Source organism: Moorena sp. SIO3B2 (genome assembly GCF_010692525.1).
In the GTDB taxonomy this organism is placed as follows: Bacteria; Cyanobacteriota; Cyanobacteriia; order Cyanobacteriales; family Coleofasciculaceae; genus Moorena; species Moorena producens.
Genome location: NZ_JAAHHE010000002.1, coordinates 24,722 through 40,318 on the forward strand (window position 1 = coordinate 24,722; position 15,597 = coordinate 40,318).

Annotated in this window: 15 protein-coding genes; 8 read left to right on the forward strand and 7 right to left on the reverse strand. The window is 44.9% G+C overall.

Annotation, left to right across the window (positions count from 1 at the left end; all coding sequences use genetic code 11):
• Positions 1–552: 552 nt before the first annotated feature.
• The 4 genes from F6K38_RS00330 to F6K38_RS00345 all read right to left on the reverse strand — a co-directional run bounded on the left by F6K38_RS00330 (position 553) and on the right by F6K38_RS00345 (position 2,994).
• Positions 553–828 (reverse strand): MoaD/ThiS family protein, encoded by a 276-nt coding sequence (locus F6K38_RS00330; protein WP_008181013.1) that lies wholly within the window; start codon positions 826–828, stop codon positions 553–555.
• Positions 829–978: 150 nt separating this feature from the next.
• On the reverse strand, positions 979–1,119 hold the full coding sequence (locus tag F6K38_RS00335) for a hypothetical protein (RefSeq protein ID WP_154659702.1): 141 nt from the start codon (positions 1,117–1,119) through the stop codon (positions 979–981).
• Complete coding sequence (thrC, locus tag F6K38_RS00340) at positions 1,098–2,402, reverse strand: threonine synthase (protein ID WP_287355880.1); 1,305 nt, start codon at positions 2,400–2,402, stop codon at positions 1,098–1,100. The genes F6K38_RS00335 and thrC overlap by 22 nt, the downstream gene beginning before the upstream one ends.
• Before the next feature lie 409 nt (positions 2,403–2,811).
• Entirely contained in the window at positions 2,812–2,994 is a 183-nt protein-coding gene (locus F6K38_RS00345; protein ID WP_131826951.1) for a hypothetical protein, read from the reverse strand.
• Positions 2,995–3,026: 32 nt separating this feature from the next.
• On the opposite strand from F6K38_RS00345, the gene ggt reads away from it, so the two are divergent.
• The 3 genes from ggt (at position 3,027) to F6K38_RS00360 (ending at position 6,766) form a co-directional block, all read left to right on the forward strand.
• Positions 3,027–4,769, forward strand: coding sequence for a gamma-glutamyltransferase (gene ggt / locus F6K38_RS00350; protein WP_008181017.1), 1,743 nt, complete (start codon positions 3,027–3,029; stop codon positions 4,767–4,769).
• Between the two features lie 211 nt (positions 4,770–4,980).
• Positions 4,981–5,724, forward strand: coding sequence for a hypothetical protein (locus F6K38_RS00355; RefSeq protein WP_131826952.1), 744 nt, complete (start codon positions 4,981–4,983; stop codon positions 5,722–5,724).
• Positions 5,717–6,766 carry a pentapeptide repeat-containing protein gene (locus tag F6K38_RS00360; RefSeq protein ID WP_008181020.1) on the forward strand — a complete coding sequence of 350 codons (1,050 nt, stop codon included), beginning with the start codon at positions 5,717–5,719 and terminating at the stop codon, positions 6,764–6,766. Before F6K38_RS00355 ends, F6K38_RS00360 begins: the two co-directional genes overlap by 8 nt.
• Before the next feature lie 40 nt (positions 6,767–6,806).
• On the opposite strand, the gene F6K38_RS00365 is transcribed toward F6K38_RS00360, so the two are convergent.
• Together F6K38_RS00365 and F6K38_RS00370 are read right to left on the reverse strand one after the other, a co-directional pair.
• Positions 6,807–7,043 carry a hypothetical protein gene (locus tag F6K38_RS00365; protein WP_131826953.1) on the reverse strand — a complete coding sequence of 79 codons (237 nt, stop codon included), beginning with the start codon at positions 7,041–7,043 and terminating at the stop codon, positions 6,807–6,809.
• Positions 7,040–7,348, reverse strand: coding sequence for a hypothetical protein (locus F6K38_RS00370; RefSeq protein ID WP_008181021.1), 309 nt, complete (start codon positions 7,346–7,348; stop codon positions 7,040–7,042). The genes F6K38_RS00365 and F6K38_RS00370 overlap by 4 nt, the downstream gene beginning before the upstream one ends.
• An 831-nt stretch (positions 7,349–8,179) precedes the next feature.
• On the opposite strand from F6K38_RS00370, the gene F6K38_RS00375 reads away from it, so the two are divergent.
• The 3 genes from F6K38_RS00375 (at position 8,180) to F6K38_RS00385 (ending at position 8,957) form a co-directional block, all read left to right on the forward strand.
• Complete coding sequence (locus F6K38_RS00375; RefSeq protein WP_008181022.1) at positions 8,180–8,419, forward strand: hypothetical protein; 240 nt, start codon at positions 8,180–8,182, stop codon at positions 8,417–8,419.
• On the forward strand, positions 8,416–8,679 hold the full coding sequence (locus F6K38_RS00380) for a hypothetical protein (RefSeq protein WP_008181023.1): 264 nt from the start codon (positions 8,416–8,418) through the stop codon (positions 8,677–8,679). The genes F6K38_RS00375 and F6K38_RS00380 overlap by 4 nt, the downstream gene beginning before the upstream one ends.
• Positions 8,680–8,753: 74 nt before the next feature.
• Complete coding sequence (locus F6K38_RS00385) at positions 8,754–8,957, forward strand: hypothetical protein (protein ID WP_154659704.1); 204 nt, start codon at positions 8,754–8,756, stop codon at positions 8,955–8,957.
• Here the strand turns inward: F6K38_RS00385 and F6K38_RS00390 are convergent.
• Complete coding sequence (locus tag F6K38_RS00390; protein WP_287355881.1) at positions 8,911–13,272, reverse strand: nSTAND1 domain-containing NTPase; 4,362 nt, start codon at positions 13,270–13,272, stop codon at positions 8,911–8,913. The genes F6K38_RS00385 and F6K38_RS00390 overlap by 47 nt on opposite strands.
• Positions 13,273–13,387: 115 nt before the next feature.
• On the opposite strand from F6K38_RS00390, the gene F6K38_RS00395 reads away from it, so the two are divergent.
• Both F6K38_RS00395 and F6K38_RS00400 read left to right on the forward strand, forming a co-directional pair.
• Positions 13,388–13,843 (forward strand): hypothetical protein, encoded by a 456-nt coding sequence (locus tag F6K38_RS00395; RefSeq protein WP_008181028.1) that lies wholly within the window; start codon positions 13,388–13,390, stop codon positions 13,841–13,843.
• A gap of 251 nt (positions 13,844–14,094) precedes the next feature.
• Positions 14,095–15,528 carry a hypothetical protein gene (locus F6K38_RS00400; RefSeq protein WP_287355883.1) on the forward strand — a complete coding sequence of 478 codons (1,434 nt, stop codon included), beginning with the start codon at positions 14,095–14,097 and terminating at the stop codon, positions 15,526–15,528.
• The last annotated feature ends 69 nt before the right edge of the window (positions 15,529–15,597 follow it).

Genomic DNA, 15,597 nt, shown 5'->3' on the forward strand with positions numbered 1-15,597 from the left:
CCTAATGTCGGCTGATGCCGCAAACTTAGTCACCAAGTTCCAGTCACTAAGTTTTAGTCACTAAGTTTTAGTCACCAAGTTTTAGTCACTAAGTTTTAGTCACTAAGTTACAAGAGAGGCTAAAGTTTTTAATATACGATTGAATAGTCTAATTATAATATACTGAAATTCAGCAACTATGGCATACTGCCGTTGTGCCAGTTCCAAAACTGAACTGTTCTGGGTACACAGACTGACCTAGCGATCGCAAAATAATCACTAATTTATCTGCCAGCTCAGGTTACCCGATCGGGAGTCGGGAGTCGGGAATCGGGAATCGGGAATCGGGATGCAGCGCAAACCTAAGGGGGTTACTCCCATGAGCGACTGCATCGCTATTGCCTATTGCTAGCATGCCTATTGCCTTAAAAGGATAAGCAATATTGCTCAAAGGTTGCTGAGAATTGCTCTATCTTGTAAGCAGTCAGCTATCAGCCATTCCCGTAGCGTAACCAAAAGGCCAAGGCGAATGGTCAACTACTGATCGCTGACTGCTGACTGCTGAGTATCTGTCTAACCACCAGCAACAGCTGTGACAATACTCACTTCATCCCCATCGTTGAGTTTTGTTTCTGTATTTTCCAACAACCGGATATCTTCCCCGTTCACGTAGAGATTCAAGAATCGACGGGGTTTACCCTGCTCATCGCACAGCCGTTGTTTAATTCCAGGACAATTACTTTCCAGAGATTCGATCAGTTCAGAAACATTCGTTCCCTGACATTCTACTGTTGCTTGCTCTTGGGTATATTTTTGCAGAGGAGTAGGAATTAAAACTTTTACAGCCATAATCAATATCTTGCTTTGAATTCTCAATTTTCAAGGTTTAATGGTAAACCATCAGCTATCAGCGTGTCGCGTATCAGTTATCAGCGTGTCGCGTATCAGTTATCAGCATTCAGCTATCAGCATTCAGCGTGTCGCGTATCAGTTATCAGCTTATGGGTTATCACAGGCTAGAAGCCTGTGCCACCACGCTACTAGATCGGTGCTTTTGAGTAAAATAGGCTGACCACTGACCGCTGACTGCTGACTGCTGACTGCTGACTGCTGACTGCTTAAACTAAAACTTGTTGCCATTCCAGACGGTCTAGGGTGTTAGCCCGCTCTAATGCTTGCTCAAAATTGTCTAGTTTTGGTTCAATTACCAAAGGTTCACCCACATAGCCTTGAACTGCTTCTTGGGTCTTCAAGCCATTACCAGTGATGTAGGCTACTGTAGTTTCATCGGGGTCAATTTTACCAGCTTCTACCAGCTTCTTGAGTACAGCAATTGTAGTACCTCCTGCGGTTTCGGTGAAAATTCCTTCAGTTTCTGCCAGCAACTTCATCCCTTCGATAACTTCTGCATCAGTGACGGATTCAATGTTTCCGTTAGTTTTATGAGCTATTTCTAGAGCATAGATGCCGTCGGCTGGGTTTCCAATCGCAATGGATTTAGCAATGGTGTTGGGCTTGACTGGAGTAATAAAGTCCCGTCCTTCTTTGAAAGCTTGAGCGATTGGGGAGCAACCTTCTGCTTGAGCACCACTGAAGCGCACTGATTTATCATCCACTAGACCGACTTTGACGAATTCTTGGAAGCCTTTGTAGATTTTGGTGTATAGGGAACCTGATGCCAAGGGAGCAACAACATGGTCCGGTAGTTGCCAACCTAGTTGTTCAGCCACTTCAAAGCCCAGAGTTTTAGAACCTTCTGAATAGTAGGGACGTAGGTTAATGTTCACAAATCCCCAACCGTGGCTGTTGGCTACTTCACAACAGAGGCGGTTGACTTGGTCGTAGTTGCCTTTGACTGCCATTAATGTGGGGTTGTAAATCAGAGTGCCCATCACTTTACCCGCTTCCAGGTCAGCAGGGATAAACACGCAGCAGTCGAGTCCAGCATGAGCTGCGATCGCAGCAGTAGAATTCGCTAAGTTTCCAGTACTAGCACAGGATACCGTTGAGAAGCCTAACTCCCGTGCTCTACTTAGAGCTACTGATACCACCCGGTCTTTGAAGCTGAGGGTGGGCATGTTGACCGCATCATTTTTAATGTAGAGATTTTTTAACCCTAAGCGTCTAGCCAAGCGAGTCGATTTCACTAAGGGAGTCATTCCTGTACCCACATCAATATAGTTATCAGTGGCAAGGGGTAAGAAAGAACGATAGCGCCAGATGGATTTCGGACCTGCCTCAATGCTTTGCCTGGTTACATGGCGTCTGAGGGTACCGTAGTCATATTTTACTTCCAACGGACCAAAGCATTCCTCACAAACGTGCATTGCCTTGGGCTCATACTCCGCACCACACTCTTTACACTTCAACTTGGTAAATGCGGTAGATGCCTGGGTTTTGGGAGTAATTGTGGCTTGGCTCATGGGTATATCTCTAATTACGCTCTCTAATTACGTTCAGTCAAGACTTGATTAAAAGTAACATACCTCAAAATGTCCGTCAAACATACCCGACTTTTTTAGTCGGGATTAATTGCAGGGGTTAAAGATTAACCATTAACCAGTCAAAATTACTGTCAATTGAGATACAAACGTTTGGTTCGATTAGTGATACACGGCTGTGTGTAGGCAAGAGGAACCCACCCCTAACCCCTCCCAGGAGGGGAAGGCAAGAGGCAAGAGGAACCCACCCCTAACCCCTCCCAGGAGGGGAAGGCAAGAGGCAAGAGGAACCCACCCCTAACCCCTCCCAGGAGGGGGAGGCAATAGGCAAGAGGAACCCACCCCTAACCCCTCCCAGGAGGGGAAGGCAAGAGGCAATAGGCACCCACCCCTAACCCCTCCCAGGAGGGGAAGGCAATAGGCAATAGGCAAGAGGCAATAGTAATCCCCCCGACTCCCGATTCCCGATTCCCGATTCCCGATTCCCGATTCCCGACTCCCGACTCTCGACTTCCAACTCCCTAGTAGCGCTGGTGGAAACCGTTATAGTATCTTTCCGAAAGCGGAAAATCATTTCCAATCTCTCACTATTCGATCAACTATCCTATGGGCAAGATCGCCAGAAAATATAAATTCATCATCATTTGCCTCACTACTCTAATTTTCATTAGTGCTGGCAGTGCCTCTGCTCAAGACACAGTTATCTTTAGCAGAAAAGATATCTTTCATCCCGTTATTGCTAACAACGGTATGGTTTCCTCTCAAGAACGCTATGCCTCACAAGCTGGTTTAGCGGTTTTAAAAGAAGGTGGCAATGCTGTTGATGCTGCGGTAACCATTGGGTTTACCCTAGCGGTAACCTTACCGCGAGCTGGGAATCTCGGTGGCGGTGGCTTTATGCTCTTACATCTGGCCAAGGATAACCAAACCATTGCTATTGATTATCGGGAGAAAGCACCACTAGCTGCTACTCGTGATATGTTTCTGGACAATAATGGTGAGGTTGACCCAGAAAAGTCTCGATACAGTTATTTATCTGTTGGTGTTCCTGGTACCGTAGCTGGGTTAACCATGGCACTGGAAAAATACGGCACTATTTCCTTAGAACGGGCATTACAACCAGCTATAGAATTAGCAGAAAAAGGGTTCCCAGTTTCTGAAGATTTGTTCCGCTCTCTGAGAGACGTTAAGAAACGAATGCAGTCTTATGAGGCGAGTATGGCTATTTTTTATAAGCCAGGAGGTGTCCTTTATCAGGTAGGGGAAATCTTAGTACAAAACGATTTAGCCCGTAGTTTAAAGCTAATTGCTAAACATGGGGCTAAAGCCTTTTATGAAGGTGCGATCGCATCGGCTATCGTAGCAGACATGGAAGCCAATGGTGGTCTGATTACCAAAGAGGATTTAGCTACCTACAAGCCCGTGATTCGAGAGCCGATTCGAGGCACTTATCGGGGCTATGAGATTTATTCTATGCCACCTCCAAGCTCTGGGGGTATCCATCTGGTGCAGATGTTGAATACTTTAGAAGCCTTTCCGATTCGGAAACTGGGACATAATACTGCCCAAACCATTCATTTAATGGCGGAAAGTATGAAGTTAGCCTATGCTGACCGTTCTAAATTTTTAGGAGATCCTGACTTTGTTCCCGTTCCCGTTGCTGAATTAACCTCTAAAACCTATGCTGAACGAATCCGTCAACGGATTAATCCCTATCGAGCAACCCCCAGTTCAGAAATTGCCCCTGGTAATCCTACTCAACGGGTAGAAAGCAATGATACCACCCATTATTCAGTGATGGATAAGTATGGCAATGCTGTTGCTAATACCTATACTTTAAACTTTAGCTATGGCAGTAAAATTACAGTACCGGGAACGGGTATTCTCCTCAACAATGAAATGGATGATTTTTCAGCTAAGCCAGGGGTACCCAATGCTTATGGATTAACTGGAGCAGAATTCAATGCAATAGCACCGGAAAAAAGGATGCTGAGTTCTATGACTCCAACAATTGTGCTCAAAGATGGTAAGTCGTATCTGGTCACTGGCAGTCCAGGGGGGAGTAGGATTATTACCACCGTTTTGCAATTGATTATGAATGTAATTGATCACCAGCTCAATATTGCTACAGCTACTAATGCCATTCGGGTACATCATCAATGGTTACCGGATCAACTTTTTGTAGAACAGGATTTAAATGGTGATACAATCCAGTTATTGAAGTATAAAGGATATAAGATTTCGGTGCGTAATGCTATGGGGAGTACCCAGAGTATCATGTACATTAACAATTCATTTGAAGGTGCATCTGATCCTCGCAAACCTGGTGCCTTAACCTTAGGTTATTAACATAGCATTTACTTTAGCAATCCGTGTAGGAATTGTGGGAGTTTTTGATCGTAAGTTCCCTACGGTGCGCGTTCACCCTTAGCTTTTAAAAAGCGCGGGGTCGCACCGCTCCCTACTCCCTACTCCCTACTCCCTACTCCCTACTCCCTACTCCCTTTGCTATTACATGCCTCCACCTGAGCCTAAGAATAAATGCCTAGATTGCTTAGGGATGAAATTGGAAGGAATGCTGATTCCGCCAAACAAACAAAAACGTAAGTTTTGGCAAAAACCCTCTAAAATGCCGCAGATTAATTTATACCTAACCATCCAATTTAACCAGCAGTGGGAAGAGTTGCTCGAAGGTCGTGTTAAATTTGGACTCAAAGGTGGAGTACTGCGTCTTCATCTCCAACATGGTAATATCCCCTATGAATTCCGTGAGCTTGGTGGTTATATTCAACTGGCAACAGTAGGTAATCAACAGCAACAAGGGCCTAGTTGTGATCTAAACCACCGTCCAACAGACCCTAATGGCAACAGGGAAAGAGGGGGAGGTAATGTTACTCCAGAAGCTACCCAATCGCAATCCCACGAGACATCCCAACTAGAATATCAACCAGAATCCTGCAAGACATCCCACGAGACTGACCAAGTTTCCTGGTGCCACATTACCAATCAAGTTTCGGCAGAAAATCCTGCCTGGATTTTTGAAGAACAGAAGGGGAATGGTGTTTTATTTGGTTCCCTGAATCGGGTAAAGCTAGCAACTGTCAATGTCACTGCTTTACCCTGTCGTATCCAAGCAATCTTTGAAGTATCCCAGCGAGATATTTGTCTAACTGAAGTTGAGGGGTTGTGGTCCTCAAACCTTACCCGCAATAAAACCGTTGTGCTAAACAGACTGATTGTGGAACATTTGTTGGTAACTAGACTTAAGCCCTATCTGTCTCTCATGGAATTGCAATATGGGTGAGGAAAAATCTCAACCGATTCTGCTAAGCCTGATCAAGCGGGTTTTAGTGGCAGAAACAGACAATCTTGAGCAGTTGACCGCAATGGTTGGGCTGAATCTGGCTGAGGACTTCACTGCAGCTGACTTAAGTTACACTGACCTCAGCCAAGCTAGGTTGATGGAAGCGGATTTCAGAGGAACGGATTTCCGGGGGGCTAACCTCCAAGGTGCCAACTTATGTAATGCTGACTTGAGGGGGGCTGATTTCAGTCGTGCGAATCTAAGCATGAGCCACTTCAGGAATGCTAATCTCCAGGGGGTAAGCCTTGGTGGTGCTGACTTGAGGGGGATACGATTAGATGGTGCTAATGTCAGGGATGGTGACCTCAGTGGTGCTGACTTGAGGGGAGCTGACGTCAGGAAAACTGACCTCACTGGTGTTAATCTTAGCGAGGCTAAATTGGGAGGTGCTTACCTCCAGGGGGCTAAACTCAGGGGGGCTAATCTGGGTAGTGCGATTTTGAGCAGAGCTAACCTTCAGGGCACTAACCTCATCCGTGCCCACCTGGGGGGGGCTGACTTGAGGTGTGTTGATTTATCTGATGCTAACTTGAGCCGTGCTCAGCTTAGTGAAGCTAATCTCAAAGGTGCGAAACTGAGGAGAAGTAATCTTAAAGGTGCTGATTTAAGTTTAGCAGACATGACCCAAGTCTGCCTGATTCGTGCTAATTTGAATTATGTCCATCTGATTCGTGCCAACCTACGCAAAGCCGAGCTGATTCGTAGCGACTTAAGTAATAGTGATCTCAGGAGAGTTGATCTTCAGGGAGCTGACTTGAGTTTGGCTATCCTTGAAAATGCTGACCTTAGGAGTGCTAATCTCAGAAGTGCGAAGATGAATCTTACTGAGTTAGATGGTGCCAATCTCAGAGGAGCTGATTTTAGTCATGCTGACATTAGGGGGGCAAGAGTGAAAGGGGCTAGGTTCGCTAAAAATAGAGGTATTTCTAATCAGATGAGAGGGGTTTTGATGCGGTTAGGGGCAATTTTTGAAGATGAATAGCTCTAGGGTGATTATTCCTCGTTAAGTTAGGGAGTATCTTTCAGGAGATTCTAGCGCTGGGGGCAGGGAATCGGGAATCGGGAATCGGGAATCGGAACCCACCCCTAACCCCTCCCAGGAGGGGAACGGGAATCAGGAATCGGGAATCGGGAATCGGTAAAAAGTTATGAAAAAACTTTTTATATAAAGGTTTTAGCAATTCGTCTTGATGCAGTAGCGAGTAGGGTGCGTTAGGCAAAGCTAACGCACCGAGATGATAGCGATCGCATTTTTTCAAGCAACGTTATCCCCTGAGGTACCTAAGGGAATTAGAGGCAGCAGGGGACACAGGGGAATCAGAGACACGTTTGAGGTTTCAGTCTTGGCAGGCTCGGGTGCTTGGAAAGGTTCCTCAAATTGCTCAAAGTGCATTTCGGACACTGGTTCCTGTAACAATTTTTCTAATACAATTTGCGGTTTGACTTCAGCAATATCTTCTTCGAGGATTTGATTCAGCTTAATTTTGTCTTCTATTTCCAGAGTAGTGATTGCTTCGATAATAGACTCGAAAGGAATTAGCATTTTGACAGCAGCTTGTATCATGTTTACCTTCCGGGATTATGTTTATATGATTACTTAAGTTACTATAGTAGCCCCAATTTACCGCTGTGGTAACGGGAGTTTATGTTTATTAACATTTCATTCCCACTGATCATCTTAACTGTTGACTATTTTACCAAAATGTGTTTAATCCAGCCATAAAATTCTACCAGCTATGGTTATTGTCAACAGATCAGGACATAGTATGAAAATGAGCAAAAATGTAGTTAAATATACTCTTAACCATGGAAAACTACTTTTACCTAGCTTACTAAGCAGGGATTATAGGATGTCTGTATAATTACTCTAATAAAAATTTCCCGATCTCCCGATCTCCCGATCTACCCACACTTCCCACACTTCCCACACTTCCCATACTTCCCACAGTTCCCATCTCCCTATTAAACGAATGCTTACTTGTTTTATTCAAAACCTGAAAGGTAAGCAGTCAGCAGTCAGCAGTCAGCAGTCAGCAGTCAGTTTAAAATAAACCTCGTTCCTAGCACAGGCTTTGGCCTTGGCCTTTCGGCCACGCTACGCGAATGGCCACGCTGTGCGAACGACGCTCTCACTTGACTCAGATTAAACTAATGCTTACCTCTTTTATTCAAAAGCTGATCACTAATCACTAATCACTAATCACTTATATAGCACTACGCATTTAGATTAGGACATTCCTAAACTCCGAAACGTAAGTAATCGCTTACTTTTAGGTGCGACCCGTGGCGAATTTAATTCGCCTACGGAAAGCGCACCTTTGACTTCTGACTTCTAACTTCTGACGCTAAGCGTAGCGCTATAGCTGATGGCTGATGGCTGACAGCTGACTGCTGAATGCTTACTTTGGGAGTAAAATCACCAACATCCCTATTAGTTCGGTCGGGTGCGATGGAACCAACAGAAGCACAATATCTAATTCTCAATGCTTTGGATACCTTAGGATTACTAGAAAATACTGTTTATGACCAAGACAATGGCATTTGGTACATCAGCACTGCCAGCCTTCTTCTGCCCTTTGCTATGCTTTTACCAAATGGTGAAATTACCCCGATTACACCTCTAGCCGAATTATGAAGCCCTTAAGTGAATTACAACAACAGCAATATCAACGAATGGTAGAACTCTCCACTCTGGCCCGTCAGCGATATCTGGACTCCGGAGGAGATCCAAACCGAGCCTCAGGGAGTCTACACAATGAAAATTATATGACTGCGGAAGAACAGCAGGAATTCTTGGTATTAGCTAGGGCACTTTCCGGGATATACATTAATAATGGTTATGTTTACTGTCAAGGGCGGTCTTGGAAATTACCCGAAGTGTTGAATCACGACTAGAGGGGGAGTGTGGGGAGAGGGGGAAGTGTGGGAAGTGTGGGAAGTGTGGGAAGTGTGGGGAGACTTAAAAACTCTTGAAAAGATTTATTAAAATAAGCTATAAAAATAAGCTACAATATAATATTTATCTAAATAATTATACCCATTTCCCTATCTCCCTATCTCCCTACTTCCTGCTCCCTGCTCCCTATTTCCCGATTCCCGACTCCCGACTCCCGACTCCCGACTCCCCTACATACCACAAATTTCCCTTAATTCTTCTTCGTCTTGATGAGTGACAAGGTAATCATGGAGCCAATCACAACTCTGTTCCACTAAATCCTCTAGATCTAAATTCCATAAAATTACAGTATTGTCTGCACTAGCAGAAGCAAGAGTCTGGCCATCTGGGCTAAAGACCACGCTATTGACCCAATCGCTATGTCCGGTGAGGGTGTGCAGGTCTTTGCCTTGGTGATTCCATAGTTTCACCGTCTTGTCCCAACTAGCAGAAGCAAGAGTCTGGCCATCTCGGCTAAAGACCACGTTATTGACCCAATCGCTATGTCCGGTGAGGGTGTGCAGGTGTTTGCCTTGGTGATTCCATAGTTTCACCGTCTTGTCCCAACTAGCAGTAGCGATAGTCATGCCATCTGGGCTAAAGGCCACGCTAGTGACATTTGCGTTGTGTTCGGTGAGGGTGTGCAGGTGTTTGCCTTTGAGATTCCACAGTTTCACGGTGTTGTCCCAACTAGCAGAAGCGATAGTCATGCCATCTCGGCTAAAGGCGACGCTATTGACAGGTTCGCTATGTCCAGTGAGGGTGTGCAGGTGTTTGCCTTTGAGATTCCACAGTTTCACCGTGTTGTCATCACTAGCAGTAGCGATAGTCATGCCATCTGGGCTAAAGACGACGCTATTCACCCAATTGCTATGTCCGGTGAGGGTTTGCAGGGGTTTGCCTTCTCGATTCCACAGTTTCACCGTGTTGTCATCACTAGCAGTAGCGATAGTCATGCCATCTGGGCTAAAGACGACGCTATTCACCCAATCGCTATGTCCGGTGAGGGTGTGCAGGTGTTTGCCTTGGTGATTCCATAGTTTCACCGTCTTGTCCCAACTAGCAGTAGCAATAGTCTGGTCATCTCGGCTAAAGGCCACGCTAGTGACATCTGCGCTATGTCCAGTGAGGATGTGCAGGTCTTTGCCTTTGAGATTCCACAGTTTCACGGTGTTGTCCAAACTAGCAGAAGCGATAGTCATGCCATCTCGGCTAAAGGCCACGCTAGTGACAGGTTCGCTATGTCCAGTCAGGGTGTGCAGGGGTTTGCCTTTGAGATTCCACAGTTTCACGGTGTTGTCCCAACTAGCAGAAGCGATAGTTTGGCCGTCTGGGCTAAAGGCGACGGTTATGAGATATTGGCTATGTCCGGTGAGGGTTTGCAGTACTTTGCCTTGCAGATTCCACAGTTTCACGGTGTTGTCCAAACTAGCAGTAGCGATAGTCATGCCATCTGGGCTAAAGGCGAGACTAGTGACATCTGCGCTATGTCCAGTGAGGGTATGCAGGTCTTTGCCTTCTCGATTCCACAGTTTCACGGTGTTGTCCCAACTAGCAGAAGCGATAGTTTGGCCGTCTGGGCTAAAGGCCACGCTAGTGACAGGTTCGCTATGTCCAGTGAGGGTGTGCAGGGGTTTGCCTTTGAGATTCCACAGTTTCACAGTCTTGTCCCAACTAGCAGTAGCGATAGTCATGCCATCTGGGCTAAAGGCCACGCTAGTGACAGGTTCGCTATGTCCAGTCAGGGTGTGCAGGGGTTTGCCTTTGAGATTCCACAGTTTCACGGTGTTGTCAAAACTAGCAGAAGCGATAGTCATGCCATCTGGGCTAAAGACGAGGCTAGTGACAGGTTCGCTATGTCCAGTGAGGGTATGCAGGTGTTTGCCTTGTAGATTCCATAGTTTCACCGTCTTGTCCAAACTAGCAGAAGCGATAGTCATGCCATCTGGGCTAAAGACGAGGCTATTGACAGGTTCGCTATGTCCAGTGAGGGTGTGCAGGTGTTTGCCTTGTAGATTCCATAGTTTCACGGTGTTGTCCCAACTAGCAGAAGCGATAGTCATGCCATCTCGGCTAAAGGCCACGCTAGTGACAGTATCAGTATGTTTATCCAGGCTATTATACTGGTTGACGCCATAGAGAGATTGCTGCAACTTAGCGATCACTTGTATTCTAGTATCACCTTTTACCCTTTTTGTCTTTTGGAGTTTTCCTACTGGCCTTAAACTCTCTTTTAGAGCATCAAAGGGTTGCTTTGAGCTAAACAAGAGTTCTGAAGATTGACTCAGGGCTTTAATTTCACTTTCTTCTGCCTTTCTCGCCTGTTTACTAGACTCCAATCCAAAAACCGTTGAAACAACTGTCCCCAATACCAACACAGCAATAAACCCTGCCACCCCTAACCAGCGGTTACGGGTCATTTGCTTGTGCTTGTGACGGCTGACCTCAATATACTCCTCCGCCAGCCCATTCAACATCCCCAATTCACCATACTTTCTTAAATACTCCTGGGCTTCTATTAACCTCCCCCCAAGCAACAGTAAACCGGCATCATCACGCTTCTTTCCCTTCTCTTGCCATTCAAGCGCCGCCGCTTCCAGCTTGCTTTCGATCACCATCGCTTCTGTGTAAGTCTGCTTCCACTCCAGCAACCTTCCCCAGTGGCGAATCAAGGCTTCATGTACCACATCCAAAACCACATCCTGGGAATTTTCTTGATGACTTCTAGTAATCAAGCGGTTGTCTGAACTGGCTAAGGTCTGGCTAACAGCATCGAGCAGTTCTAAACTGTGATGAGAATTGACTAACTCCCCCAGGCGTACTCGTCTACGGGTATCGAGAGTCTCTCCCACTTGAGTTAATTCCAACAACAAACGCCTAGCCACAGTTTGTTCTACCTGGGAGAGACTATCAAATACCTGATTTGCCTTCTTTTCCAGAGTTCCCTCAATTCCCCCTAACTGTTGATAGGTTTCTAACCGTAAAAACGTTTCCTGCTGCTGTCTTGACTGTTTCCATAATTCCGTCAGAGTATATTGGAGCAGGGGAAGGCTACCTGGATAATCTTCGACATCGTTAATCAGTTGCTGTTTTAATCTCCCCTCAATCCCTAATCCTACTAATTCCGCCGGTAGTGCGATCGCTTCTTCAATTTCCTCATGGTTCAAGTGGTCAACATTAATTAATGGTCTATTAATCTTCTCTACTAATTTAGGATACTCTCGCAACCGCCCCCGAAAGTCAGAGCGCATGGCAATTAAAACAATTAAATTGTCTGTATTCTCGATTAATTCAATTAAACCGTTAAAGAATTCCTGGCGTTGGTCAGGTTGAATCATAGTGAAGCACTCTTCAAACTGGTCAATAATCATGACCATCGGAGTTTTACTAAAATTCTCTGGCTGGGCGTTGCTGATGGGAATGCCCCCTAAATCCCCCAACTTTGGGGGACTTTGAAAGTTTTGTTCCCCAGAATCAGCCACACCCTCTCCCTGCTTCTCTAAAAGCTCCCCCTTTTCCAGGACCTCCTGTAACCTTTGCTTTGGTGCAACACCTGGAGTGAAAGGTTCTAGATAATGCCAGCGATCGCTTCCAACAATTGCCTGACCTAACTTCAGCTGATACAATAATCCTGCTCTGAGTAAGGAAGACTTGCCACTGCCGGAAGCCCCTAACACTACCAGCAGACGGTCTTGATTTTTCACTCGCTCAATTAACTGCTCGGTCAACTGAGAACGACCGTGAAACACCAGAGCATCTTCTGGTAATGCGGTAAAATAAGACAGAGACCGGTAGGGGCACTTATCCTGAAAGCTCAGTTTCGGAAACTGAGTAGTCAGTATAATGGCTTGTTGTGAGTTAGCGATTAAAGGACGTTGCTGAGTCATTGACATCCGCTGCTCAATAAACAAGGCCAAATTATGACTATTAACAATACCATCCGGGTAATTTTCCGGATTCAATCCTGCCAGTAACTCCTTGGTAAATACTCCTTGTTCATGGCTAATCTCTACTCCCGGCTCGTAGGAACGAGTAGCAGTAATCAAGCAGTAAGCTTTATCAGTTGGGATAAATTTCAGTAACTCGCCACTGTAGCAACAATCTAACCAAATCACTACCTGTTTCACTGGGCTAGTTGCGATTTGCTGACCCAATTCCTGCAGAGGATAGCCATAAATTCCCACATCCGGAAAGGCATCACTAGTCACTAAGAAAACCTCTTCAATGCCATCCACCTCTTGTCTACAGCCATGGCCTGAAAAGAAGAATAGGGCGGTTTCTGGAGCTTGGTTAGGAGCAGGAGGATTAAACAGATTAGCAACTGCTTCCCTTAATTCCTCTAATTTTACTAGTCCTGTGCTCGATAGTCCCCCTGGTCCTTTTTGGGTCAACCCAAGGGGTAAGTCCTGAATCCGGAACGGTTCATAGCCATACTGTTGTAATCGTTGAGCGACATTTTCCCCGTCTTTAACAGCAACGGTCAGGTCGTTAAAGTTGGTGTATTCTGGATAACGGTTAATCCCAACGATTAGGGCTTCCCATTCCGGTGTCATTGGAGCGAGGTTGTGAAATTTTTATTAGCATAACATAATATCGCAATTTCGAGCACTCGGCTGATCCTTCATGTATAAAGATAGTAGATAGTGATCGAAGTAGTGACAGTGGCTGATGAATACCAACAAAACCCTATTAGCTTTTTTACTTGCTCTGACCGATTTAGACACACCCTTGAGTCAACCTGAGAATAAGAGCATCAAAGAAATTGGCGATCAACTTGATGCCCAACCTCTGGCCTGGGAGAAGTATACCAAACCCAAGCTGCTAGAGATGATTGCCGCCAATCCTGAGTTAAATCAACGTTACCAAACCTATTACAACCAACTTGACACTACGGTCGATATTCCTCCAGACTATCTCCCCACAGAAGCCGAAATCCAGCCAGTCAATACACCTAGCCGTACCTCGATCATGAGAGGACATAAACCTAAGTCATCACCTACAGGCTATGACCAACAAATTAATAATATTGTGATTGTCGTCAGTCGTTCAGAACAGCCACAAGAAGTTGTCCAAAAATTACCCTTGGAAAAACTTAAAGGGTTTTTAGGGGCTTCTAAAAAGTAAATTACCCAATTCGGGAGTCGGGAGTCGGGAGTCGGGGTAATAAAATTGAAGGGTGCATCTGATATTTGTAAAAAAAAAGATAACTGTGGGAATTTTATGATAATTTTTGCCTAATTGCAAAAGCGATGAAGTCGCTACCAAAAATCCTTAAATCCTTATAGAGTTGATTAACTCTTGCCTGTTGCCTGTTGCCTGTTGCCTGTTGCCTTTCCATAAGGTAGTATGTTCACAACTAAAATAAAAATGCTATAGTGAGCGATATAATCTTTCCAACTCTCGATTTATTTTTATATGACTTACGAGATGCTCTCAACCTCACTGAAGCTGAGAAGCAAGAAAAGCAAGCTAAGTTTCGAGCTAAACTCCCAGCAGATAGTAAATTCTTCGATCCTGATCTAGAAACCAAATATTTAGAACTACTCCCTAAACAAAAGTATTATGACTTTACCACAGCAAACGATACCCTAGAAGGGTACTACTATCCTGTCCGCTTAAATGATACCTATGGCTTGCAAATTGATTGTTCCATTAACAATCAAACCGACCCCCAAACCCCTGACTGTTTTGCCAGACTGCGAGCAGAAATTGAATGGAGATTACAAGGGGAAAGGGCGACCCTAGGGCAAACTTGGATGCTTTCTGGATGGTTACCGAAAACGTCGAGCAAAAGCTACGAATATATTGCTAAATCCTGTTATCATGTTTTCCAGACAGCGGCGAATTGGTCACAAGATTTACAAGGAGTATCAACACCCGAAAGTTCGACCAAACAGGAAAAAGACATTGCCAAATCTGGTGCTCAGGTTTTCGATAAAGCAGGGAATTGGTCACAAGATTTACATGGAAAAGGCAGCTTATTTGGTGGTGAAGTTTTTGAGCTGTGGCGATATCAACCCCTGAATCAGGTCAACTGCCATGTAATCATTATGCTCTTTTCTGACCAAGAAAGTATGGAAAAAGCAGCGGAGTTGTATACGGATTGGATGGGTCTGTTTAGTTATAGAAACAAAATTTTATGGGCTTACAGCCAAAGTCGCTTAATCAAAAAAACCTTGGTAGCTTACTATAAGCAGGTTGAAGCCAATCAGAGACTTATCAGTGACGAAAACGCTTCTAGTTTTAGAGACCAAACCATCGCCGCAAAACTCGATGACATTCAAAATTATTTAGGGAATTATACCCTGGATTTGCCTAAACTAAATTTTCAAAACCAAATTATCGAGATTAATTTATTCAATTATCAAACCCGTTTAGAAATCATCAACCAAAAATGCCAAAAATTAGGTGCCGATAATAACCTAGAGTTTTTAGAAACGTTTAGTAAAGAGGTAAAGGAAAATTACCTATTGCAGGTTACTAAAGACTATGATATAATGGAGATGGCATTACGGCTGCTAGAGACCAGGCTCAATGCCATCCGTAGTCAAATTGAGCTGGAAAAAGCAGAACGCGATCGCACTTTTCAGACTCTAGTAACGGTAGTTGGTGCGGGGACAGCTGTCACGGCTTTAATGGATTTTGACGCTAAGCAGTGTGATACTTTATCCACGCTGATCCCACCCTTCAAAAAGAGCTGTGACAACCCTTGGATCAATAGTGTGATAGTACCAGTTGGGCTAATCCTGATATTTGGAGTAATTGCCTTGTGCTTCAAAAAAATCTTATCAGGTAGTAGGTTGGGTTGAACTGAGCTCTTGGAAGGCAGAAGGCAGAAGGCAGAAGCCAGATGGCAGAAGCCAGAAGCCAGATGGCAG

Coding starts and splice junctions, on each gene's coding strand:
- F6K38_RS00355 (WP_131826952.1), top strand. CDS start 4,981: ATGAAATTGGAAGGAATGCTGATTCCGCCAAACAAACAAAAACGTAAG.
- F6K38_RS00345 (WP_131826951.1), bottom strand. CDS start 2,994: ATGATTTTCCGCTTTCGGAAAGATACTATAACGGTTTCCACCAGCGCT.
- F6K38_RS00370 (WP_008181021.1), bottom strand. CDS start 7,348: ATGATACAAGCTGCTGTCAAAATGCTAATTCCTTTCGAGTCTATTATC.
- F6K38_RS00380 (WP_008181023.1), top strand. CDS start 8,416: ATGAAGCCCTTAAGTGAATTACAACAACAGCAATATCAACGAATGGTA.
- F6K38_RS00390 (WP_287355881.1), bottom strand. CDS start 13,272: ATGACACCGGAATGGGAAGCCCTAATCGTTGGGATTAACCGTTATCCA.
- F6K38_RS00360 (WP_008181020.1), top strand. CDS start 5,717: ATGGGTGAGGAAAAATCTCAACCGATTCTGCTAAGCCTGATCAAGCGG.
- F6K38_RS00335 (WP_154659702.1), bottom strand. CDS start 1,119: ATGGCAACAAGTTTTAGTTTAAGCAGTCAGCAGTCAGCAGTCAGCAGT.
- thrC (WP_287355880.1), bottom strand. CDS start 2,402: ATGAGCCAAGCCACAATTACTCCCAAAACCCAGGCATCTACCGCATTT.
- F6K38_RS00395 (WP_008181028.1), top strand. CDS start 13,388: ATGAATACCAACAAAACCCTATTAGCTTTTTTACTTGCTCTGACCGAT.
- ggt (WP_008181017.1), top strand. CDS start 3,027: ATGGGCAAGATCGCCAGAAAATATAAATTCATCATCATTTGCCTCACT.
- F6K38_RS00330 (WP_008181013.1), bottom strand. CDS start 828: ATGGCTGTAAAAGTTTTAATTCCTACTCCTCTGCAAAAATATACCCAA.
- F6K38_RS00375 (WP_008181022.1), top strand. CDS start 8,180: ATGCTTACTTTGGGAGTAAAATCACCAACATCCCTATTAGTTCGGTCG.